Origin of the sequence: Demequina salsinemoris, from assembly GCF_000974805.1 — a bacterium.
Taxonomy (GTDB): domain Bacteria; phylum Actinomycetota; class Actinomycetes; order Actinomycetales; family Demequinaceae; genus Demequina; species Demequina salsinemoris.
Genome location: NZ_BBQZ01000001.1, coordinates 83,711 through 106,347 on the forward strand (window position 1 = coordinate 83,711; position 22,637 = coordinate 106,347).

Consider the following 22,637-nt stretch of genomic DNA (forward strand, 5'->3'; position numbering starts at 1 on the left):
CCCCCTCAGCGGTGCTGTGTCCTATGGCGAGGTCCGCTGGTTCCCGGTCCTCAGCCACACCGCTCCCGGGACCGCTGAGCAGCCGCGACGTCACTCGCAGCCGCAAGCGGTCCCGGGAGGTCACTCTTCATAGGCCTCCGGCGCCGCCACCCCCTCCTCCTAGGCGGCCACGGACCAGACGCGGTCCCCTATGACCGCGTTCGCACGGCACGGCCGCGCACCGATCCCGGTGCGCGGCCGTCGTCGTTCCTCAGGGGCGAGGCATGCGCCGGCTCGTCTCCTGGAGGGACATGAGTGCAGGATTCCTGAAGAAACCCGCACTCATGTCCCTCCAGGAGGCAGGCGACCCCGCGACGTCGCGGCCGACCCGTCAGCTGACGCGGCGGCGGCCCTCGAAGGCGCGGCCGAGCGTCACCTCGTCGGCGTACTCGAGGTCGCCGCCCACGGGAAGCCCCGATGCGAGGCGGGAGACTGCGACACCCATGGGCACGAGCATGCGGGACAGGTAGGTCGCCGTCGCCTCGCCCTCGATGTTGGGGTCGGTCGCGATGATGACCTCCTGGATCCTGCCGTCGCCGAGGCGTCCCATGAGCTCACGGATCCTGAGATCGTCGGGACCGACGCCGTTCATCGGGTCGATCGCTCCGCCGAGCACGTGATAGCGGCCGCGGTACTCGCGGGTGCGCTCAATCACGACGACGTCCTTGGGCTCCTCGACGACGCACAGCAGGTCCTCGGCGCGGCGCGGGTCGGCGCAGATGCGGCACTGCTCGGACTCGGCCACGTTGCCGCACGTCGCGCAGAAGCGGACGCGCTCCTTCACGGTGGTGATCGCGTCGGCGAGACGCTTGACGTCGACGGCGTCCGCGGCGAGGAGGTGGAACGCGATGCGCTGCGCGCTCTTGGGTCCGACCCCGGGCAGGTGCCCGAGCTCGTCGATCAGATCCTGAACTGCGCCGTCGTACATGGAGTCAAGAGTAGGCGGACAGGCTGACGCCTCGTGTCATCACCGCGACCGGGTCGCCCGCCGTGGTCGACGAGCGGGGAACGCGGCAGGCGCCTCAGGACTCGACGATGCGGCCGCCGAGGAGCTTGGTGACGACCTCGACGCCCGCGGATGCTGAGTCGTCGGCCGACTCATCGTCGTCGGAGATGTCCTCGTACTCGTCCTCGGGAGCGGAGGGGGCGGCCGGGGCGCTGGGCGCGGACGGCGCGGCCGCGGCGGTCGTCGGCGAGGTCATGGCCGACCTCGGCGACGAGGACGCCGGGGTGGCGGTGGTTCCCGCGGGTGCGACGCCGTGGGCGCCCTCGACCCGCACCTTGAGGCCGAGCGTCTCGCGGACGGCGAGCGCGACGTTCTCCGCGTGGGGGCCGGTGCCGAAGCGTCCTGCGAGCGCGGGGGCGTCGAAGACCAGGTGAAGCACGCCGCCGTCGAGTCGTCCGACCTGCGCGCTCTGGCTGACCATGGCCCACGTGACTCGGTGCCGTTCGAGCGTGCCCAGCACCTCGGGCCAGCGACGCCGCACGAGCTCGGTGTCCTCGGCGCCGCCCGCGGAGGTGGGCGCGCCGGACTGCTGGGGAGCGGCCGTCGCGGGTGCGGCTGCAGGCGCAGGAGCGGGCGTGGACGTGGGCACGCGTGCGGGTTCGGCTGCCGGCTCGACCACCGGTACCGGCGTCGTCGGGGCGGCCTGCGCGGGAGGCGCCGTGCGAGTCGGGCTCGGGGGCTCGACGACGGGCGTCGCAGACGTCGGCGGGGGAGAGGGCTCGTCCCACGGAGCGCCGGGCTCCTCATCCCAGGGCGGGGGCTCCGAGGCGGGGGTGCGCTGCGGCGCGGGCGAAGCGGCGGGCGCGGCACTCGCGACCGGGGAGGCCGCAGTCTGCGCCGGCGCGGGCGTGGACTGCGCCGGTGTGGCAGGCGCCGCTGTCGCGGGAGGCTGCGGGGAGGCGGGCTGACGGGCTGCCGCGGGTGCTCCGCCGTTGCCTTCGCGCATCGCGCGGACGGCGGCCATCGCGGCCTGCGCGCCCGAGGCTCCGCCCGGTACAGGGTCCGCGGCCCCCGCGGGAACAGTGGTGGGGGCCGCGGATGCCTGAGGCGCGACCTGCGCGGGGGCGGCGTGGACGGGGGCTGCCTGCGCCGGGATGTCGGCCGCGAGCAGACGGGCGCACAGCAGCTCGAGGTGCAGACGCGGCGAGGTGGCGCCGACCATCCTGGTGAGCGCATCGTTCACGAGGTCGCCCGCGCGGGACGCGCGCGCGAGGCCGAGCGCGCGCGCCTGCTCCTTCATGCTCTCGAGCTGGTCCACGGGGATCTCGCCGAGCGCCTTCTCCCCGGACGCGCCGGCGGCCGCGAGGACGACGAGGTCGCGCAGCCGCTCCAGGAGGTCCTCCACGAAGCGACGCGGCTCGTGGCCGGTCGAGATCACCCGCGAGACCACGTCGAACAGGCTCGCGCCGTCGGCCGCCGCGATGGCGCCCACCGCATCGTCCAGCAGGGTCGCGTCGGTGAACCCGAGCAGCGAGATCGCGCGATCGTACGTGACGCCCTCGGGGCCGGAGCCGGCGATGAGCTGGTCCAGCACCGACAGCGAGTCACGCACCGATCCGCCGCCCGCGCGCACGACGAGGGGGAGCACTCCTGAGTCCACGGCGACGGACTCCGCCTCGGACAGCCGCCCGAGGTACTCGGTGAGGATGGGCGGCGGCACGAGCCGGAACGGATAGTGGTGCGTGCGTGAACGGATGGTGCCGATGACCTTGTCAGGCTCGGTGGTCGCGAAGATGAACCGGATGTGCGGCGGCGGCTCCTCGACGAGCTTGAGCAGGGCGTTGAAGCCTTGAGGCGTCACCATGTGCGCCTCATCCAGGATGAAGATCTTGTAGCGGTCGCGCGCGGGCGCGAAGGCCGCGCGCTCGCGCAGCTCGCGAGCGTCGTCGACGCCGTTGTGGCTCGCGGCGTCGATCTCGACGACGTCCACCGACCCGGCGCCGCCGCGCGCGAGCTCGACGCACGAGTCGCACGTGCCGCAGGGGGTGTCCGTGGGGCCGGCCGCGCAGTTGAGGCAGCGCGCGAGGATGCGGGCGGACGTGGTCTTGCCGCAGCCGCGCGGGCCCGAGAAGAGGTAGGCGTGGTTCACCTTGTCGGCGCGCAGCGCCTGCATGAGGGGCACGGTCACGTGCTCCTGGCCCACGACGTCGGCGAAGGCGTCCGGACGGTAGCGGCGGTACAGGGCTGTGGTCACGGGTACGAGCCTAGCCGCCGGGTGTGACAGCCGAACCCGGCACCCGCATCGTCTGGGCACGGGGCGTAGCCCCGCCGGGCCTGTGGACGGCGTCTGGTCGGGGAAGGCCCGAGCGTCGCCGCGCCGGCGTTCAGTGCGACGTTGTATCTTGGCGGTCAGATCACTACGAGGGACGAGGGTGCGATGGCGTCAGTGACGCTCCGCGAGGTCGCGGCGCTCGCCGGGGTGTCCATCAAGACCGTCTCCAACGTGGTCAACGGGCTCCCGACGGTGAGGCCGGAGACGCGGGAACGGGTGCAGGAGGCGATCAGCGCCCTCGGCTACCAGCCGAACCTCTCCGCGCGGCACCTGCGCAGCGGACGCTCCGGGGTGATCGCGCTCGCCATCCCCGAGCTGAGGCACACGTACTTCGCCGAGCTCGCCGGCGAGGTCATCGCCGCCGCGAAGAGGCGCGGCATGGGCGTGCTCATCGAGGAGACCGGCGGTGACAGGGACACCGAGATCGACATGCTCAGGGGACCGCGCCTCGCGATGGTCGACGGCCTGATCATGAGCACGTTCGCGCTGCGCGACGGCGATGAGGACCTCCTCGACGTGGGCTTCCCGCTCGTGCTGCTGGGCGAGAGCATGACGAGCGCGCCGGTCGATCACGTGGCGATCGGCAATGTCGGCGGTGCCAAGGCGGCGACGGCGCACCTGCTGTCGTTGGGCCGGAGGCGGATCGCGGTGCTCGGGGCGATGGACTCGGGCTCCTCGAGGCTGCGGCTCGAGGGGTATCGCCAGGCGCTGGGCGAGGCCGGGATCCCCTTCGACGAGAGCCTCGTCAGCGAGACCGCGGTCTGGCATCGAGCCGAGGGCGCGGCGGCCGTGGCATCGATGCTCGAGAGGGGGATCGATTTCGACGCGATCCTCGGGTTCAACGACCTCCTCGCGCTCGGCGGGATGCACACGCTCGAGATGCGTGGCATCCGCGTGCCGGAGGACGTGGCCGTGATCGGCTTCGACGACCTCGATGAGGCCCGCTACGCGGTGCCTCCGCTGTCGAGCGTCGATCCGAACCGCAGGGTCATCGCCGAGACCGCGGTCGGATTCCTCGTGGAGCAGATGAGCGGTGGTGCGACGCCATCGGCTCCTCGCAGGGTCGCGGCGCCGTTCTCGCTGGTGCCGCGGGGGTCCACGACGGGCTGACCTCGCCCGCGTCGCGCGCCGGACGCGCGTCGGGTTGACAACGCGACGATGCTTCACGAGCATGGGTCTCGCAGGTCGATACAACGTTGGAATGCAACGTTGTATCGAATTCGATCCTTCCGGTCCGGCCGTCTCACAGTCGAGCGGCGGGTCCTCACACTCTCAAGGCGGAGACGATGCGAGACCGCAGACCACTGTCCGTGAACCTCGTCATGGCGACACGCGCCCTGCTCGCGACGGGGGTCGCGCGATGAGCCTCGACCGGTCCCCGATCGGCGCCACCGAACGGCTGCTGTTCGGGGTGGGCTACGAGGACACCTTCATCGTCGAGCCGTTCGCTGGTCGCCGCGCCCTCGATGAGTACGAGCTCACGCAGCACTACGACAACTGGGCCGCCGACCTCGGCCTCGCCGTCGAGGCGGGGGCGGACTATGCCCGGTGGGGAATCCCCTGGTACTGCGTCAACCCCGAACGCGGGGTGTGGGACTTCGCCTGGATCGACGAGGTGGCGGACCGGTTCCGTGAGCTCGGGCTGCGGCCCGTGATCGACCTCATGCACTACGGCACGCCGCTCTGGCTCGAGGGCTCGTTCGCGCATCGCGACTATCCGAAGCACATGGCCGACTACTCGGCCAAGGTGGCCGAGCGCTACGGCGACGTGTTCCGCGCCTTCACGCCCCTCAACGAGCCGCTGCTCAACACGATCTACTGCGGCGAGTTCGGCATCTGGCCCCCGCACCTGACGGGAGATCGAGGCTTCGCAACCCTGCTCGAGCGCTTGGGGCGCGGGATCGTGGAGTGCCAGGCCGCGATCGACGAGGTGTCGGGCGGCCAGGCCGAGTTCGTGCACGTCGAGGCGTCCTACCGCTTCTCGGGCGAGACCGAGCTCTTCGCCGACGAGGTGGCGTTCCTGAGGGAGCGTCAGTTCGTGGTCGAGGACCTGGTCACGGGCCGGATCGGTCCGGACCATCCGCTGGCCGCATGGCTGCTGGAGAACGGATTCGGCGAGGACGCGCTGGCCTGGCACCGCGACCACGTCGCGCTGCCCGACGTCATGGGCGTCAACTACTACCCCCAGGTGTCGACGGAGGAGTTCGTCAGCGGGATCCGGGTGCCCGCGGGAACGCTTGACGACCCCCGTCCCAGGGTCGACGAGGGCGTCCCCGGTCTGGTGGACGTCCTGACGCGGTTCTGGGAGCGATATCAGGTGCCCGTGATGCTGAGCGAGACGAGCGTGGCTGGCGACGCCGTCGCCCAGACCAGGTGGCTGGACGACTCGGTCGCGGCCGTGCATCGTCTGCGCGCTGAGGGTGTGCCCGTGCTGGGCTACACGTGGTGGGCCGTGCTCGACTGGTACACGTGGAACTATCGCGAGCAGAAGGGTCCGCTGCACGACTACGTCACGCGGCAGGGCCTGTGGAGTCTCGAGCCGGATGCCGACGGCGTGCTTCGTCGGGTGCGGACCTCCACGGTCGACCGCTATCGGGCCCACGCCGCCGCGGCGGTCGAGATCGCTCCCGGGCGGTGAGCACTCCACGGCCCATTCCACGCCCCGATCTCGGGCAGTCCCACGGGCGCCCGAGTGTGATCGGTGAAGTCCACCCATGAAACGGAGATGAATGATGACAGTTGAGAGGCTCCCGCGGCTGGCGCTGCGAGACGGACGCTCGATCCCCGCCGTCGGATACGGCCTGTTCCAGGTCCCGTCGGAGGACGCGCAGCGTCTCATCGAGCAGGCGCTCGAGGCCGGCTACCGCCACATCGACGGCGCAGCGGCCTACGGCAACGAGGGCGCCGTCGGCAAGGCGCTCGCCGCGTGCGGGATCGACCGCGACGAGATCTTCGTCACGACCAAGCTGTGGAACGCCGACCAGGGCTACGACAGCGCCCTGCGCGCCTTCGACCGCAGTCGTGAGCTCCTCGGCCTCGACGAGATCGACCTGTACCTCATCCACTTCCCGGCGCCCGAGCGCGGGCTGTTCACGGAGACGTGGACGGCCTTCGAGCGCCTGCACGAGGAGGGGGGCGCACGCTCGATCGGCGTCTCCAACTTCATCGAGCCGTACCTGCAGGAGCTGCTCGCCTCCGCGAACGAGGCGCCGGCCGTGCATCAGATCGAGGTGCACCCGACCTATCAGCAGCGGTCGCTCCAGGAGCTCAGCCGTGCGCACGGCATGGTCATCGAGGCGTACAGCCCGCTGGGCCGTTCGGCCGACCTGACCGCGCCCGCCGTCGTCGAGGCAGCCGAGCAGCACGGCCGTACCCCAGCGCAGGTCATCGTCCGGTGGCACGTGCAGCACGGCATCGTCCCGCTGCCGAAGTCCGTCAACCCGGAACGGATCGTCGGGAACCTCGCGGTCGATGACTTCGTGCTCACCGAGGACCAGATGCGCGCGATCGATGCGCTCGAGGCGGGCAACCGCACGGGCGAGGACATCCCGCACTTCAACTGAGCCGGCACCGTCGCGACGGGGCGCCCTCCGGGGCGCCCCAGAGGGCATGAAAGGACCCCCCACGCACCCGCCAGAGCCCGCTTACCCTTGCTTCATTCCTGACCTGGGGGAGTTGGGCGAGATGGCGCCACGTGGGGGGTCTGCCATCAAGTCTATCGTGCCGATGGGCCGTCTCTCATCCCTTCTCGGGGCGCCAGAACGATGCTGGGGAGAGTCGTTTTCGCGGTTCGGCGATGCTCGGGTATCATCTACGGGCCTGGAGGATTCGCCTAGCGGCCTATGGCGCACGCCTGGAACGCGTGTTGGGTGCAAGCCCTCGGGGGTTCGAATCCCCCATCCTCCGCCAGTCTTCGCCACGGATCGTGGCAACCCGGTTCGTCGTCGAGAGTGGGGCACGTGAGCGAGAGCAGGGGCGGCCGCCTCCGTACCCGCCGTGAGGTCGTGCGCCGTCACCGGCGCGAACGCCAGGTCGTGGTGTTCGGTCTGCTGCTCATCGTGATCGCCGCGATCTCGATCGGAGCCGCCTCGGTCTACCGCGGCGAGGCGGTCGGCCCCTTCGACTCGACGTTCGTCACCTCGCTCGAGGACTACCAGTCCTCGATCACGCTGGTATGCCCGCCCGCCGACACGAAGCCGCTCGACCCATCCGAGGTCGCCGTGCGCGTGCTGAACGGCAGCGACACCAACGGACTCGCCTCCGACGTCGCGGACTCGCTCGCGAACCGTGGCTTCAGGATGCTGGACGCGACCAACTACTCGCGCGGCTACGACGGCGTGGTCAAGATCCTGTTCGGGTCCGACGGCATCGCGCAGGCGTACACGGTGGCACTGCACTTCACCGACGCGAAGCTCGTGCTCGACAACCGCGAGGGGACCACCGTCGACGTCGTCCTCGGCGCCGAGTACGAGGGCTCATCGCTCGTGAGCGTCTACGACGACTCGCTCAACTCGGACGCGTACCTCCACACGGATGAGGACTGCCTCCCGTGGACGCAGATCGAGCAGGAGCCCGCACCTGCGACGATCCCCGACAACCCGCTCGCGACGGTGACTGCGTCTCCCAGCCCGGAGGCGTCCGCCTCGGGCGAGTAGCGCTACCAGGGGCGTTGCGCCACCGGGTGACATTCGCGGAAGTGGGGGCGCCCGGCTGCTCATCTATTTGACATCTCGGTCGATTCTTTCGGGTGACACCGCCTGAAAGGAACGTCATCGTATGAGCGTCACCACCGCATCGTCCGGGGCCCCGGCCGGCTCGTCCCCGAGCCGCTTCAACCTCATCGCGTCCTACCGCAGCTGGGGCATCCGCACCAAGATCGTGTCGCTCGTCGTCGGCCTCGCCGCCGTCGCGGGCATCGCCTCCGGCACCTCGATCTACGCCCTGGGCAAGGTGGCGAGCTCGGCGGAGGAGCTCACGACGCTCCAGAACGACGTGTCGTTCACGATCGGCCTGGTCCACCAGGAGGAGCTCAAGTCGCGCATGCTGATCGGCACGGCGGCGGCCATGCCGCTCGCGACCGACGCCGAGGTGGCCGACTGGGAGGCGAGCATCGCGGAGACCGACGCCGACCTCGACGCCGCGGCGGCCGAGTACGAGGCCGGGATCGCCTCGCTCGGCGCGACCACCGCGTCGCTCGGCGGCGACGACTGGGCGGCCTTCAACGAGGCGTGGACCGCGTGGAAGAACGAGCGCGACACCGTGATGCTCCCCGCGGCCGCGACCGGCGACCGCGAGGCCTTCCAGGCGGCCTACGAATCCGCCTCCGAGACGCTCTCCGCGGCGATCGACTCGCTCGAGGCCGAGGAGACCCTCGTCGCCACCGCGTCGAGCGACCTGTCCGCACGCGCGGCGTCCACCGCATCGACCTACACCACGCTTTCGATCGTCGTGCTGCTCGTGGGCCTCGCGCTCGGTCTGACCATCGCCGTGTTCGCCTCCGCCACCATCCGCAAGCAGATCGCGGGTGTGCACGCGGTGGCCGACGCGCTCGCGAACGGCGACCTCACCGTGCGCTCGGGCGCGACCACCACGGACGAGATCGGCAGGATGGGCCAGGCGCTCGATGAGGCGACCGCGACCCTCGCCGCGACCATGGAGAGCGTCGCGGAGTCCGCCACTCAGGTCGCGGGTGCCTCCGAGGAGCTGTCCGCGTCGAACCGCCAGGTGGCCTCGGGCGCCTCGCAGATGACCGCTCAGGCAGACGCCGTGTCGTCCGCCGCGACCCAGGTCTCGAGCAACCTCGGCGACGTCTCCAAGGGCTCGGACGAGATGTCGGCCTCGATCCGCGAGATCGCGCACTCCGCCGCCGAGGCCGCTCGCGTCGCGTCCCAGGCCGCGACCGCCGCAGACGGCGCCAACCAGCAGATCGGACGCCTGGGCGTGTCCAGCCAGGAGATCGGCAACGTCGTCAAGGTGATCACGAGCATCGCCGACCAGACCAACCTGCTCGCGCTCAACGCGACGATCGAGGCCGCCCGCGCGGGTGACGCCGGCCGCGGCTTCGCCGTCGTCGCCGGCGAGGTCGGCGAGCTGGCACGCGAGACCTCGCGCGCCACCGAGGACATCGCGAACCGCGTGCAGACGATCCAGTCCGACGCTGAGGGCGCGGTGTCGGCGATCGCCGAGATCAGCCAGATCGTCGAGCGGATCAACGAGTTCCAGTCCACGATCGCCTCGGCGATCGAGGAGCAGACGGCGACGACGAACGAGATGGGCCGTGGGGTCTCCGACGCTGCGGGCTCGTCCCAGGACATCGCCTCCAACATCAGCGGCGTGGCTCAGGCCGCGTCGACCTCGGCCGGCGTGCTCACCGAGATGAACGCCGCCGTCGAGGAGCTGTCGCAGCTCGCGCAGCGCATGCACGACAAGGTGCGGGCCTTCACGTACTGAGTGGAGCTCCCGCGTCGAGCGGGACAAGGCAGACGCGTCCTACCCCTGCGGGGGTGGGGCGCGTTCGTCGTGGCCGCGTCAGTGGAGCCGCGCTCGGGAGGGGGGATGAAGGTGGAGGAGATCCGTTCCCTCCCGAGCGCCCTGCCCCCTTCGCTTAGCGGTGGAGAGCTCCGCTGAAGGCAGTCCAGGACTCCGGCGCGAGCCGGAGCGTGATCTCGCCGTCGCCATGCGCGACGGGGAGGGCGTCGACCATCCCGTAGGCCTCGGCGGCCTCCTGGGTCTCGCGCGCCCCCTCGTGGTCGGCGAGCACCGCCGCGCCACCTCCCAGGCGGAGGGTCGCGCCGGGGTGGCGCACGGTCACGGTGCGCTCCTCGGGGGAACGGTTGGTGACGAACAGCGCGACCTCATCGGTGTCGGGATCGATCGTCGCGGCGGCCGTGACGACGGGCACGTCGCCGTGCTTGTCGGTCGCCATGGTCTCTGAGTCGATGCGCAGGTCAAGGACCTCGCCCCGCGCGAGGCGCGAGGTCGTCGCGAACGGATGGAACGTGGTCTGCCGCCACGCGTCACCGCCCGGCTCGGTCATGATCGGGGCGATCACGTTGACGAGCTGCGCGAGGCAGCCCACGGCGACGCGGTCGGCGTTGTTCAGCAGCGTCACGAGCAGGTCGCCGACGACCACCGAGTCGAGGCCCGAGTAGGCGTCCTCGATGATGCGAGGGGCGTCACGCTGGATCGGCAGGTTCTTCTCGCCGGGGAAGCGCGACACGAGGTACCAGACGTTCCACTCGTCGAACGAGAGCGTGATCCGCTTGTCGCTGCGCATCTGGGCGCCGACCGCGTCGGCGGAGGACACGACGCGCTCGATGAAGCGCTGCATGCCCGTGCCCGATCCCAGGAACGAGGCGCGGTCGCCGTCGAGCTCCTCGTAGTAGGCGTGCATCGAGATGTGGTCGACCACGTCGTAGGTGTAGGACAGGACGGTCCGCTCCCACTCACCGAACGTGTCCATCTGCATGGACGAGGACCCGCACGCGACGAGCTCGATGCCCGTGTCGACGAGCTTCATCGCCTTACCCGCCTCAGCCGCGAGCTTGCCGTACTCGTGGGCGTCCTTGTGGCCGATCTGCCACGGGCCGTCCATCTCGTTGCCGAGGCACCACAGCTTCACGGCGTAGGGCTTCTCGCGGCCGTTGGCGATGCGCATGTCGGCCCACCTCGTGCCGGCTTCCCCGTTGCAGTACTCGACGAGCGCCGCGGCGGCCTCGACCCCGCGCGTGCCGAGGTTGACCGCCATCATCGGCTCGAGCCCCTCGCGCTCGCAGTACTGGAGGAACTCGTCGGTGCCGACGGTGTTGGGCTCCACGGTGCGCCACGCGAGGTCGAGGAACGGCTTGCGGTCCTCGACGGGACCGACGCCGTCCTCCCACACGTAGTTGGAGACGAAGTTCCCGCCCGGGTAGCGGACGATCGAGACGCCCAGCTCCTTGGTGAGGTCTGCGACATCCCGGCGGAAGCCGTGCTCGTCCGCCGTGGGGTGACCCGGCTCGAACACGCCCGTGTAGACGCATCGTCCCAGGTGCTCGACGAACGAGCCGAAGATGCGACGATCCAGGGGCCCGATGCGGAAGTCCGGGTGGAGCGTGATGGTGGTCATGGTGTCCTCCTCATCGAGGCCGTGGCGGGTCAGGAGCTCGGCTCGCCCTTGGTCCACGCGACGGGCCAGCCGTCGTCGGTCCAGGCGAGCTCGCGGATCTCCAGGCGGAACTGTCCGTCGTTCGCGCCGTCGTAGTAGTGGAAGGCGAGGTAGCCGTTCGAGTACGACTGGCCGCCTGGTCCGATCATGTCCCCGTCGGTGACGAGGAGCGACTCCCCGCCGTCGTAGAGCATGTCGTTGCCCTCGCTGTCGACGTACGGGCCGGTCACCGACTCGGAGCGTCCGACCGCGATGTTGTAGGTCGACTCGATGCCCTGGCAGCAGCTGTCGCGCGAGACGAACAGGTAGTAGTAGCCGTCGTGCTTGACGATGTACGGCGCCTCGATCGCGTCGAGCGAGTCGTTGCGGGTCGCGATCGTCACGGCCTCGGCGTCATCGGCGGCCAGGCCTGACGGCCACTGCAGCTCGATCATCTGGATGCCGCCCCAGAACGAGCCGAACGTCATCCACGGGGTGCCGTCCTCGTCCTCGACGATGCCCGGGTCGATCGCGTTGTAGTTGTTGAGGTTCGGGTCGGAGGCCCAGACCTCGCCCTGGTCGGTCCAGCCGTAGTCGGGGTCGTCGATGTCGAGCGTCGGCGACGTCATGAGGCCGATCACCGAGCGGTTGGAGCCGAAGGTCGACGCCGCGTAGTACAGGTACCAGGTGCCGTCGTGCTCATAGAGCTCGGGCGCCCAGAAGTTCGAGACCGTCGGGACGATCGAGTACACCCAGTTGGGCTTGGTGTCGGAGTCCCACGCGGTGCCGACCTCCTCCCAGGTGCTGCCCTCGTCCTGCGAGCGGAAGATCCTGGGTGCCCCGCCGCCGATCGTGGCGTCGCCGGTGCCGTAGACGTACCAGTCGCCCTCGCCGTCGTCGATGCCGGCGACGATCGCGGGGTCGTGGATGTAGATGTCGCCCGAGATGTCGAGCGCCGTCGCTGACGGACCCGACCAGGGGGCCCACACGACGATCCCGACTGCCGCCAGGGCGACGACCACGGCGCCTGCGATCGCTCCCACGACGATGCCGCGGCGCGACCTCCTCGCTGGGGGAGCGGCCTCGGTGCCCTGCGCGTCCTCGTTGCCCATGGTCTCCTCCGTGGTGGTGCTGTCGTCATTCATGGGGCCCTCCTGGCGGGGCTCGGGCGCGGTCGCGTCGCTCATCGGGTGCCTCCGAGTCGGAGCACGTTCCACGACACCGGGGGCATGGTCGCGGTCAGGCGGCCGTCGGAGACGGTCGCCGACGCGTTGGGCACGGGGACGATGCTGGAGTCGTCGTCGGCGGTCGCGGACCAGGTGTGGTCGGGGTTGGACAGGCTCGTGGCCTCGATGATCTCCAGGTCTGCGACGCCGCGCAGATCGACGTCGAGCGTGACCTCGTCCGTCAGCGAGCGGTTGACCGCGAACACGACGACCTCGCCGGTCTCCGCGTCGTGCGTCGCGACGGCGTCGACGAGCGGGACCTCACCGAACTTCTTCGTCTCGTATGTGGGGGAGTCGATCGCGACGCGGAGCACCTCGCCCTTGGCGAGCTGGGACGCCTGCGCGAACGGGTGGAACGTCGTCTGGCGCCAGGACCGGCCGCCGGGCTCGGTCATGATCGGGGCGATCACGTTCACGAGCTGCGCGAGCGAGGCCGCGTGCACACGGTCCGTGTGACGCAGCAGCGAGATGAGCAGGTTGCCCACGACCACCGCGTCGGCGACGTTGTAGCGGTCCTCGAGCAGCACCGGGCCCACGGGCCAGTCGTCGCCCGTCGGAGGCTTGGACTCGGCGCGCTGCTGGTACCAGACGTTCCACTCGTCGAACGAGATGTGGATGCGCTTGTCGGCCTTCTTGGCGGCGCGCACCTGGTCGGCCGCCGCGACCACGGACTCCACGAAGTGGTCCATGTTGACGGCCGAGGCCAGGAACGATGCGAGGTCGCCGTCCTCCTCGAAGTAGTAGGCGTGAGCCGAGATGTAGTCGACGTGCTCGTAGCAGTGGCCGAGCACCGTCCGCTCCCACTCGCCGAAGGTCGGCATGAAGGACGCGGACGATCCGCACGCGACGAGCTCGAGGTCGGGGTCGATCATGCGCATCGCGCTCGCGGTCCTCGCAGCGAGTCGGCCGTACTCGTCGGCCGTCATCGCCCCGATCTGCCACGGGCCGTCCATCTCGTTGCCGAGGCACCACATGCGGATGTCGTGGGGCTCCTCGGCACCGTTCTCGCGGCGCTTGTCGGACCAGTAGGTGCCGCCCTTGACGTTGCAGTACTCGAGCAGGTCGAGCGCCTCCTGCACGCCGCGGGTGCCCAGGTTGACCGCCATCATCGGCTCGGTGCCCGACTTCTTGGACCACTTCATGAACTCGTCGACGCCGACCTTGTTCGGGTCCGAGGAGTGCCACGCGAGGTCCAGGCGGGTGGGGCGCTCGTCGACAGGGCCGATGCCGTCCTCCCAGCGGTATCCCGAGACGAAGTTGCCTCCCGGGTAGCGGACCGTGGAGATGCCGAGCTCGCGGGTCATCTCGATCACGTCCGAGCGGAAGCCGTCCTCGTCGGCCGTGGCGGACTCGGGGTCGAAGATGCCGGTGTAGACGCATCGTCCCAGGTGCTCGACGAACGAGCCGAAGGTGCGGCGCCGCACGGGGCCGACCACGAACGCGGGGTCGACGGCCAGACTGGCCTGGAGGGTCATGGGAGGTTCCTTACTCCCTCGCGTCGTCGCGAGGGATTCGCTGGTGTCGTCAGGCGGCGGTCGTCGGGTCGAGCGCGACCCAGGCGACGCCGTGCGAGGGCACGGTGACGGTCAGGTGAGCGTCGGAGACGGCCGCGGGGACGGTCGTCTCGAACAGGTCGGTGGCGGTCTGGGGCGTGTGGCCGCGACCGAGGATCGACGCCAGCGCGACGCGGCTGGTGCGCGGCTGATCGCCCGTCCAGAAGACCGCGACGTAGGTGCGCTCGGTCGACGCGCTGCGTGCGACCCAGACGATGTGCTCGCCGGGGTCCTCGTCCTCGAGGGGCTCGCGGAGGATCTCGTGCCCGTCGACGGAGCTCTGGAGAACCTCGGTGATCGCCGGGGTGGTGAGCAGATCGAGCGTCTCGGGGGTGGACGTGGGCAGGTCGCCGCCGAGCATGAGCGGCGAGCGGGCCATGCACCACAGCGCCATCATCGTGCGCTGCTCGTCGGGCGTGAGGAGGCTGTCGCGGGGCTCGCCACGCTCCGCGCGGATCCCGATGCGGCCCAGGGGCAGCATGTCCGCGTCGGCCCAGCCGCCCTCCTGCTGGAACGGCGCCCACCGGGCGAGGCGCGCGAACTGCGCGTGGATGTCGCTCCAGCGGTCCCACAGGTCGTTGGAGATGCGCCACATCTGGGCGTTCTCGCGCAGGTGGTCCACGTGGGTCGTCGGGAGGTCGGTGCCGGGCGACAGGGACAGGACGATGTCGCGGCCCGAGCGCGCGATCGCGGCGGCGTAGGCGCTGATCTCGCGGTCGTAGTACGGCGCCTGCATGTCGTCGGCCTTGATGAAGTCGACACCCCACGCGGCGAACTGCGCGACCTGGGCGTCGTAGAAGGCCTGCGCGCCGGGGTGATCGTGGTTGAGGCCGTAGTTGTCGGGGTTCCACTCGCATACGTGGTCGAGGTCCACGACGTCCTTGGCCGTGTAGTCGGTGCCGAAGACGGGGAGGTCCTGGTCGACGGCGAGGCGGGGGATGCCTCGCATGATGTGCAGGCCGAACTTGAGGCCGAGCGCGTGGACCTTGTCCGCGAGGGGGCCGAAGCCTGCGCCGTCGGCAGCGGAAGGGAAGCGGTTGACCGCGGGCATCTGACGGCCGTAGGCGTCCAGGGTCAGCGGTGCGCCGTCGTTGTAGCCGTGGGAGCGGGCCGTCGGGTCGTACCACGCGATGTCGACCACGAGGGTGTCCCAGCCCGAGGGGAGAAGCCGATCCGCCATCACGCGCGCGTTGGCGAGGACCTCATCCTCTGTCACTGCCGTTCCGAAGCAGTCCCAGCTGTTCCATCCCATGGGGGGAGTGGTGGCGCGCGACATCGAGCACCTCTCTCTACATCGTTGTAACGTGGTTGTCATCACATGGTGCCCACATCACGTCGGTTTCGTCAATCCGATGCGGGCGCGGATCGGCCGTGCCTTCATGCATCGTTGCAAGAATCGAGGGCGCGAGTCGTCCGTGGCCCAGGGGCTCGGCGCCCTCGCGACGGGCGATCTCGACATGCGGGTCCCAACGATGAGACCGTCGCGACCCGCGCGTCGCGGTATCTGCAAGCTCAGTCTCGTATCGTCGCGCGGCGACGTCACAGGGAGGCTGCGTGCGCGGCATCGGGGTGCGTCAGCGAAGCGAGGCGATGCGAGCGCGGGGCTGCTGGTGGCGGGTCCATGACGCCCGCCACGCGACCTCTGGTCGCGCGCCGAGAGGTGCTTCGGCGCGCGCCATCATCGCATGTTGACCTTATATACCAGGGGTATTCGTGATGAACGGTGGCTTCATGGGCTCGCGGGGTGCGCGCAGGGGGAACGGGGCGCACGTCGACGGGGTCGTCTCGAGGCGCGGATTCGCCCTCGATGATCCCTGCGGTCAGCTGGCGCGAGAGGCGCTTGTGCGGTCCGGCCTCGGGCCGAGATCCGCGAGCGAGGCGCACCGGTTCGATCGGTGCGCTCTCGAAGTCGGGACCATGGTCCCGATTCGGATTCTGCGGGCATTCCGCGGGTTTCACGTGTGTAACGAATTCGTGACCTTCGGTGACGCGCCGTATCCATTGACAACGTTGCAAAGCCCTGCAATATTGCAAAGCACGTGGATCGCACGTGCCGGCGAGGACGCCGGCGCCGCTCAAGGGAGAGAAGGCATTCATGAACAAGAGATATGGAAGCATCGCGCTGGCCGCAGCGACGGCACTCGTGCTCGTCGGCTGCTCGGGGGGTGGTGACACCGATTCCTCGGCAAGCTCCTCGGACGGTTCGGGGTCGAGCGGTGAGAAGACCGACCTGCTGCTCTGGCACGGGTACACCGAGGCTGACGGCGACGTCCTCGCGGAGATCGTCGACAACTTCAACGCGCAGTCCGACACCTGCTCGGTGAGCCAGGAGCCGATCGCCTGGTCCAGCATCACCGAGAAGCTCGTCACGAGCCTCGGCGCCGGCAACGGCCCGAACCTCGTGGTTCAGGGCGTCGACACCGGTGAGGGCTACAAGAACCAGGGCGCGTTCCTGTCGATGGACGACTACTACTCGTCCGGCGACTACGAGAGCGCCGACTACATGTACGAGCAGGCCAAGGACCAGGTCACCTGGGACGGTGAGGCCTACGGCGTGCCGATGGGCACCACCGCGATGGCGGTGTGGGTCAACAGCGATCTGTGGGCGGCCGCAGGCCTGACCGAGGATGACTACCCGACCACGATCGAGGAGCTCATCGCGGTGGCCGAGAAGCTGACCATCGACGAGGACGGCGACGGCACCCCGGAGCAGTACGGCTTCGCGATGCCCGACCAGGACATGGGCGTGTTCTCGACGCTGCTCCACTCGGGTGGCGGCGACTACATCACCGACGGCGTGGCCGCTCTCGACTCGGACGAGAACGTCGCGACCATGACCGAGTGGCAGGACGCCTTCGTCAACGGCATGATCAGCCCGACGGGTATGGACAGCACCGCTGCGATGGAGCTCTTCGGCTCTGGCCGCGCCGCGATGATCCTCAACGGCCCGTGGGAGATCACCTCCGCTGACAGCTTCGGCATCGACATCGAAGGCTTCGGCTGGCCGAGCGACTGGGTCGCCGGTGTCTACAACTACTGGTACGCGACCAGCATGAACGACACCGAGGAGGAGATGACCTGCTCGCTCGAGTTCTCCGACTTCTGGAACAGCTACGACCAGCAGATCATCTGGACCGAGTCCTACTACCCGCCGAACCGTACGGACATCGACCTCGCTGAGATCGATGACCCGCTGGTCTCGATGCTCTCCTCGATGGCGTCGACGTCGTACTACTACGCGACGGGTATCGACACCAACATCACCGACATCCAGTCGGAGTCCAACGCTGCGCAGCAGCAGATCCTGGCAGGCGGCGACGTGTCTTCGCTCCTCGCCGACGCCCAGACCAAGATCTCGGGCTACCTGGACAACTGACGGGACTTCAGCCCGGGTGCCCCTGCAGCAGCAGGGGCACCCGGGCTGGACCCCCCTGAGGGATCGGATCATCGTGACGACCAACGCAGTGCTTGACCAGCCCGCGCCCGACGGCGCGGGCCAGGCGCCCCAGAAGCGGCGCTCGGGGCGCACCTACAACTTCCAGCGACACGCGAACAGGACCGGGTGGCTCTTCGCCGCCCCGGGTCTCGCGATCCTGCTGGCCTTCGTCTTCTTCCCGGCGGGCTACGCCTTCTGGATCTCGCTCACCGACTCGAGCGGGCTCAACAAGCCGACGTTCATCGGCCTCGACAACTACGTCGAGGCGTTCACCGATGCCGACTCGCTGAACGCGATCTGGAACACCGTCGTCTACGCGGTCGCCTACACCCCGATCGTGATCGCGGTCGCACTGTTCCTCGCGATCTTCCTCAATCGCAAGGACCTGTTCGCGCGAGGCGCGCAGCGGACGCTCATCTTCATGCCGTTCATCATCTCGATGGCGGTCGCGGCTCTCGCGTGGAGCTTCATCATCAACCCCAACACGGGCCTGATGCCCTACTGGTTCTCGAAGATCGGCATCAATCTTCCCGACCTGCTGAACGACGCGACATGGGCGATGCCGACCGTGATCTTCGTGGCGGTCTGGAAGAACTTCGGCTACTTCATGGTCATCTTCATCGCGGGACTGCAAGGCATCCCGGGTGACCAGTACGAGGCCGCCTCGCTCGACGGCGCCAACGCGTGGCAGCAGTTCAGGAACGTCACGCTTCCCGGGCTGCGCCCGACCATGACCTACGTGATCATCGTCGCGGTGAACACGGCCTTCCAGACCTTCGACCAGATCTACATCATGACCAACGGCGGACCGCTCAGGTCCACGGAGACGATCGTGTACCGCGTCTACGTCGAGGGCTTCAGCAACTTCAACCAGGGTTACGCCTCGGCACTGTCCTTCGTGCTCATGGCGATCACGCTGACGATCGGCCTGATCCAGCTGTCGATCAGCCGCAAGCAGGAAAGGGACCTCGTATGAACAAGCGCACCCCGCTGTGGATGAGGCCCGGCACGATCGGCGCGAACATCCTGGTCCTCGCGGTCTCGCTCCTCGCGATCTTCCCCCTCATCATCGTGCTGGTCACGGCGTTCACGCCGCAGGACGAGACGATCGCCTACCCGCCGGAGCTGCTCCCGAGCACGTGGACGCTCGACAACTTCCAGGGAGTCTTCGACCGGATCCCGGTCTGGAGCCAGCTGTGGAACACCATCCAGATGTCGGTGGGCGTAACCGCGATCTCGCTGCTCCTCAACTCGATGGTCGCGTACGCCCTGGCGTTCATCGACTTCAAGGGACGCGGGCTGCTGTTCGGCCTGCTCATCGCGACGATGATGATCCCGTTCCAGTCGCTCCTCATCCCGCTGTACAAGATGTTGTCCGAGTTCGGCTGGATCGGCACGATGACAGGACTGATCGTCCCGCGTGCCGCTGACGTGGCGGGCATCTTCCTGCTGCGGCAGTTCTTCATCATGATCCCCAAGGAGCTGCGCGCGGCCGCCATGATCGACGGCGCCAGCGAGTGGAAGATCTACTGGCGCGTCATGATGCCGAACGCCACCGCGGGCCTCCTGACCCTCGGAATCTTCAACTTCGTCGGCAACTGGAACGACATGCTCTGGCCGATGGTCATGACCAACAGCGCGGAGGATAGAACGTTGACAGCAGGCCTGGCGCTGCTCAACGGCACGGCGCAAGGCGTGATCCCCTACGGCGTCACCATGGCAGGCTCGCTCATCTCGGTGCTGCCGCTGGTCATCATGTTCGCCTTCGTCCAGAAGCGGTTCATCGAGGGCGTCGCGACTGCCGGACTGAAGGGCTGATTCACATGCGTCCCAGGTGGACGCCCGACGAGGCGCGTCGGTGGTACGAGGACAAGCAGTGGATCTCGGGGTTCAACTTCATCCCGAGCGGGGCCATCGACGGCCCGCTGTGGCTGCTCCAGTCCTACGACCACGACGCCGCCTATCGGGACGCGGCGCGCGAGATCGCGCTCGCCGCGTCCCTGGGGCTGAACAGCATCCGGTTCTACCTGCCGTTCGAGGTCTGGCGCTACGAGAGGGACGCGTTCTTCGCGAACCTCGACCAGCTGCTCGACCTGCTCGAGGTGCATGGCATGACGATGATGCCGGTCATCTTCAACGACTGCTCGGTGCCCAAGGCCCGCTGGCGTGAGCCTGCGCTCGGGCCGCAGCCCGAGCCGGTGCCTGGACACTTCGGAGGAGACGCCGAGGGCGCGTTCTCGGACGACGTCCAGTCGGGCGACGCCGTCGGCTACGTCATCACGGACGAGGCGGACCTGGAGCCGCTGTTCAAGGAGTACGTCACGTCTCTGGCCACGAGGTACGGCCAGGACGACCGCGTCCTGCTGTGGAACGTGTGGAACGAGGTCGGCAACTCCCAGCGCGGCGATCGCTCGGTCGGCATGATGGAGAGGACGTTCGCGTGGCTGCGCGCCGCGGACATCGAGCAGCCGCTCACCGCCGAGGTGTGGGGCGGCGGCGCGACCTCGCCGTTCTCGTGGATGAACGATCCTGTCACCATCCCGGGACCCGAGCTCCGGGCGGTCGAGCTGTCCGACGTGGTGTCATTCCACTATTACGGGGACTACAGCCACGCACGGCAGCTCATCGCCACGCTGCGTCAGTTCGAACGTCCGCTGTTCAACACCGAGTGGATGCATCGTCCCTACGGCAGCATCATCCAGACGCATCTGCCGCTGTGGAAGCGCGAGGAGATCGGCAGCTACTTCTTCGGCTTCGTCAACGGGAAGTGCCAGCTTCATGAGGCGTGGGACTTCATCAAGGGGATCGACGGCGTCGATACCCGACTATGGATGCACGACATCTTCCACGATGACTTCACCCCGTACGACGCGGAGGAGATCGCCGTGCTCAAGGAGCTCAACGGGGTCGGGCGATGACCGAGATCAGGATCGATCTGAGCCGGCCCGGCACGCCCGTGCGCGCCGAGCTCTTCAGCCAGTTCTTCGAGCACATGAGCCACGCCACCATCGGTGGGCTCAGCGCCGAGCTCGTGGTCAACCCGACCTTCGTGCAGAGCACCCTGCTGAAGGACTGGCAGATCGAGGAGCTGCTCGCGAACGGTGCATGGGCGGACGCGATCTGGAAGGGTGAGGAGCCGACCACCAGGTGGGCGGGTGCGCCCACCTCGAGCGGCGTTGCGGTCCACCTGTTCCACGACGAGACCTCGGCCGGGGTGCCGTTCGCGTGGAGCGCCGTCGGCGAGGTCAGGCCGTGCGTGGGGCGCGTGGGCGACGGCGTCCGCGTCCGCCGCGGCGGGCTGCGCCAGGTCGTCTTCGTGCCGACCCACCGGACATCGCGGATCGAGATCGCGGCGTGGGCGCGCACCGTGAACGACGCGGGGGCGCTGCGCTTCGAGCTCAGGCGCCGCTGGGACGGCGCCGCGGGAGCCGCGGGCGAGCTGCTGGCGGAGGCATCGGTGGAGATCACAGGCGACCGATGGGCCGAGCATCGTGTGGCGCTCGAGGTCGACGCCGTCGTCGGATCCACCGAGCCCGTCGAGCTGTCCCTGCTCTTCGACGGGGACGGGCTGACGCTCGACCGGATCAGCGTGCTTCCCTCGGACCACGTGAACGGCATGGACCCCGAGGTGATCGCGCTCGCCGTCGAGGCTCGCGTACCCGAGCTGAGGTGGCCTGGCGGCAATGCGGTCTCGCACTACCACTGGCGCGACGGCGTCGGCCCGCAGTCGCTGAGGCCGTCCCGTCCGAACTATGCGTGGGGCGGCATCGAGAGCCACCACATCGGCACCGACGAGTACCTCGCGCTGTGCAGGACCATGGGGACCCGCCCCCACATCACGATCAACCTCGGCACCGGCACGGCCGAGGAGGCCGCGCTCTGGGTCGAGTACTGCAACGGCTCCGCCCAGACGCCGATGGGCCGGCTTCGCGCGGAGAACGGCCACCCCGAGCCCTACGACGTCGACACGTGGGAGCTCGGCAACGAGACCTACGGTTCCTGGCAGGGCGGCTTCGTGGGTCCCGAGGAGAACGCGCGCCGGTTCGCCGAGTACGCGAAGGCGATGCGCGCGGCGAGCCCGATCCCGCTCACGCTTCACGCGGCGGGCGACTGGTTCGACCTCGCGCCCGCGCGCGACGGGCTCATCGACGTCTCGAACGACGGTCAATGGCACGGCGAGCTGCTCCGTCAGGGCGTCGAGCACCTCGACGTCGTCTCCCTCCACGGCATCCCGATCAACGACCGCTTCTTCGAGGGCGTCGACTCGGACACGATCCACCAGTCGCTCATGGGCTGGTGCGAGACGGCGCTCGAGTCGCAGCTCCCGGAGCTGCTCGCCGAGCTCGATGCGGGCACGCCCGAGGGGCACGCCCCGATCAGGCTCAGCATCACCGAGTGGGGACCGATCGGTGCGAGCCCCGGTGCGGTCTGCATCGAGAACGCCGACGGCGCCGTGTGGGCGGTGGCCTTCCTCGGGGGCCTGACCGCTTTCGGCGATCGGATCGACATGTGCAGCCCCAACGGGTTCCTGCACGGCGGCGGCATCATGAAGGGCGCCGGCGTCGTGTACGCGGACCCGGCGTACGCCATGATCGCGCGCCTGCGAGCGCTCGCGGGAAGCAGGCCGCTGCCGGTGCAGGCCTCCGGACCGACGTTCCGCATCGACGCCCCCGCCGATTCCGGCAGGGTCGAGGAGAGCGTGCCGTACGTGAGGGCGACCGCACTGCTGAAGCCCGACGGAGGGGTCACGGTCCTCGTCGCGAGCTATCGGGCTCAGGGTGAGGACACACTCGAGATCCCCGGGGGATTCTCGGTGCGCTCGGCGGAGATCTTCGCCTCGGCGCCTTCACTGAGGGCGACGCCTGCGGTGACCGAGCCGGTGCGATGGGAGCCGTTCGCGGTCGACGACGCCGAGACGCTTCGCTTCACGATGCCTGCGCGTTCCGCCGTCTGGCTGGAGCTCGCGCTCGCCGACTGACG

16 protein-coding genes, 1 tRNA gene and 1 other RNA gene are annotated in these 22,637 nt (G+C 69.2%); 11 read left to right on the forward strand and 7 right to left on the reverse strand.

All coding sequences use genetic code 11. The features are described from left to right. Positions 1-370 precede the first annotated feature (370 nt). Together recR and AOP78_RS00420 are read right to left on the reverse strand one after the other, a co-directional pair. Positions 371-967, reverse strand: a complete 597-nt coding sequence (gene recR / locus AOP78_RS00415) for a recombination mediator RecR (protein ID WP_062200332.1) — start codon at positions 965-967, stop codon at positions 371-373. Between the two features lie 94 nt (positions 968-1,061). After that, entirely contained in the window at positions 1,062-3,239 is a 2,178-nt protein-coding gene (locus AOP78_RS00420) for a DNA polymerase III subunit gamma and tau (protein WP_062200337.1), read from the reverse strand. 183 nt (positions 3,240-3,422) lie between these two features. Between AOP78_RS00420 and AOP78_RS00425 the strand changes: the two genes are divergently transcribed. From AOP78_RS00425 to AOP78_RS00435, 3 genes are all read left to right on the forward strand, one after another. Continuing rightward, positions 3,423-4,427, forward strand: a complete 1,005-nt coding sequence (locus tag AOP78_RS00425; protein WP_062200340.1) for a LacI family DNA-binding transcriptional regulator — start codon at positions 3,423-3,425, stop codon at positions 4,425-4,427. Between the two features lie 250 nt (positions 4,428-4,677). Then, on the forward strand, positions 4,678-5,955 hold the full coding sequence (locus tag AOP78_RS00430) for a family 1 glycosylhydrolase (RefSeq protein ID WP_062200344.1): 1,278 nt from the start codon (positions 4,678-4,680) through the stop codon (positions 5,953-5,955). 94 nt (positions 5,956-6,049) lie between these two features. Continuing rightward, positions 6,050-6,880 (forward strand): aldo/keto reductase, encoded by an 831-nt coding sequence (locus AOP78_RS00435; RefSeq protein ID WP_062201602.1) that lies wholly within the window; start codon positions 6,050-6,052, stop codon positions 6,878-6,880. Positions 6,881-6,927: 47 nt separating this feature from the next. Here the strand turns inward: AOP78_RS00435 and ffs are convergent. Further along, positions 6,928-7,024: signal recognition particle sRNA small type (ffs, locus tag AOP78_RS00440), an RNA gene on the reverse strand. A gap of 114 nt (positions 7,025-7,138) precedes the next feature. Here ffs and AOP78_RS00445 point away from each other — a divergent pair. The 3 genes from AOP78_RS00445 (at position 7,139) to AOP78_RS00455 (ending at position 9,767) form a co-directional block, all read left to right on the forward strand. Then, positions 7,139-7,226: transfer RNA gene (locus tag AOP78_RS00445), tRNA-Ser, on the forward strand. A gap of 50 nt (positions 7,227-7,276) precedes the next feature. Then, positions 7,277-7,972, forward strand: a complete 696-nt coding sequence (locus AOP78_RS00450) for a LytR C-terminal domain-containing protein (protein WP_152659340.1) — start codon at positions 7,277-7,279, stop codon at positions 7,970-7,972. 121 nt (positions 7,973-8,093) lie between these two features. After that, positions 8,094-9,767, forward strand: a complete 1,674-nt coding sequence (locus AOP78_RS00455; RefSeq protein WP_062200352.1) for a methyl-accepting chemotaxis protein — start codon at positions 8,094-8,096, stop codon at positions 9,765-9,767. A gap of 154 nt (positions 9,768-9,921) precedes the next feature. Here the strand turns inward: AOP78_RS00455 and arfA (AOP78_RS00460) are convergent, their stop codons facing one another. Genes arfA (AOP78_RS00460) through AOP78_RS00475 form a run of 4 tightly spaced genes read right to left on the reverse strand, consistent with a single transcriptional unit; the run spans position 9,922 to position 15,437 of the window. After that, positions 9,922-11,424, reverse strand: coding sequence for an arabinosylfuranosidase ArfA (gene arfA, locus AOP78_RS00460; protein ID WP_062201604.1), 1,503 nt, complete (start codon positions 11,422-11,424; stop codon positions 9,922-9,924). Positions 11,425-11,453: 29 nt separating this feature from the next. Beyond that, positions 11,454-12,587, reverse strand: coding sequence for an arabinan endo-1,5-alpha-L-arabinosidase (locus AOP78_RS00465; protein WP_236685248.1), 1,134 nt, complete (start codon positions 12,585-12,587; stop codon positions 11,454-11,456). 38 nt (positions 12,588-12,625) lie between these two features. Continuing rightward, positions 12,626-14,143 (reverse strand): arabinosylfuranosidase ArfA, encoded by a 1,518-nt coding sequence (arfA, locus tag AOP78_RS00470; RefSeq protein WP_062200356.1) that lies wholly within the window; start codon positions 14,141-14,143, stop codon positions 12,626-12,628. Between the two features lie 49 nt (positions 14,144-14,192). Beyond that, positions 14,193-15,437 (reverse strand): glycoside hydrolase family 27 protein, encoded by a 1,245-nt coding sequence (locus AOP78_RS00475; RefSeq protein WP_369401071.1) that lies wholly within the window; start codon positions 15,435-15,437, stop codon positions 14,193-14,195. 879 nt (positions 15,438-16,316) lie between these two features. Here AOP78_RS00475 and AOP78_RS00480 point away from each other — a divergent pair. From AOP78_RS00480 to AOP78_RS00500, 5 genes are all read left to right on the forward strand, one after another. After that, positions 16,317-17,597 (forward strand): extracellular solute-binding protein, encoded by a 1,281-nt coding sequence (locus tag AOP78_RS00480; protein WP_152659341.1) that lies wholly within the window; start codon positions 16,317-16,319, stop codon positions 17,595-17,597. A 73-nt stretch (positions 17,598-17,670) separates the two neighbouring features. Further along, positions 17,671-18,633, forward strand: coding sequence for a carbohydrate ABC transporter permease (locus AOP78_RS00485; RefSeq protein ID WP_160297572.1), 963 nt, complete (start codon positions 17,671-17,673; stop codon positions 18,631-18,633). Beyond that, positions 18,630-19,475: a carbohydrate ABC transporter permease gene (locus AOP78_RS00490; RefSeq protein ID WP_062200367.1), complete on the forward strand. Its 846-nt coding sequence runs from the start codon at positions 18,630-18,632 to the stop codon at positions 19,473-19,475. The genes AOP78_RS00485 and AOP78_RS00490 overlap by 4 nt, the downstream gene beginning before the upstream one ends. A 5-nt stretch (positions 19,476-19,480) precedes the next feature. Further along, entirely contained in the window at positions 19,481-20,575 is a 1,095-nt protein-coding gene (locus AOP78_RS00495; RefSeq protein WP_062200371.1) for a cellulase family glycosylhydrolase, read from the forward strand. Continuing rightward, positions 20,572-22,635: an alpha-L-arabinofuranosidase family protein gene (locus tag AOP78_RS00500; RefSeq protein WP_062200376.1), complete on the forward strand. Its 2,064-nt coding sequence runs from the start codon at positions 20,572-20,574 to the stop codon at positions 22,633-22,635. The genes AOP78_RS00495 and AOP78_RS00500 overlap by 4 nt, the downstream gene beginning before the upstream one ends. The last annotated feature ends 2 nt before the right edge of the window (positions 22,636-22,637 follow it).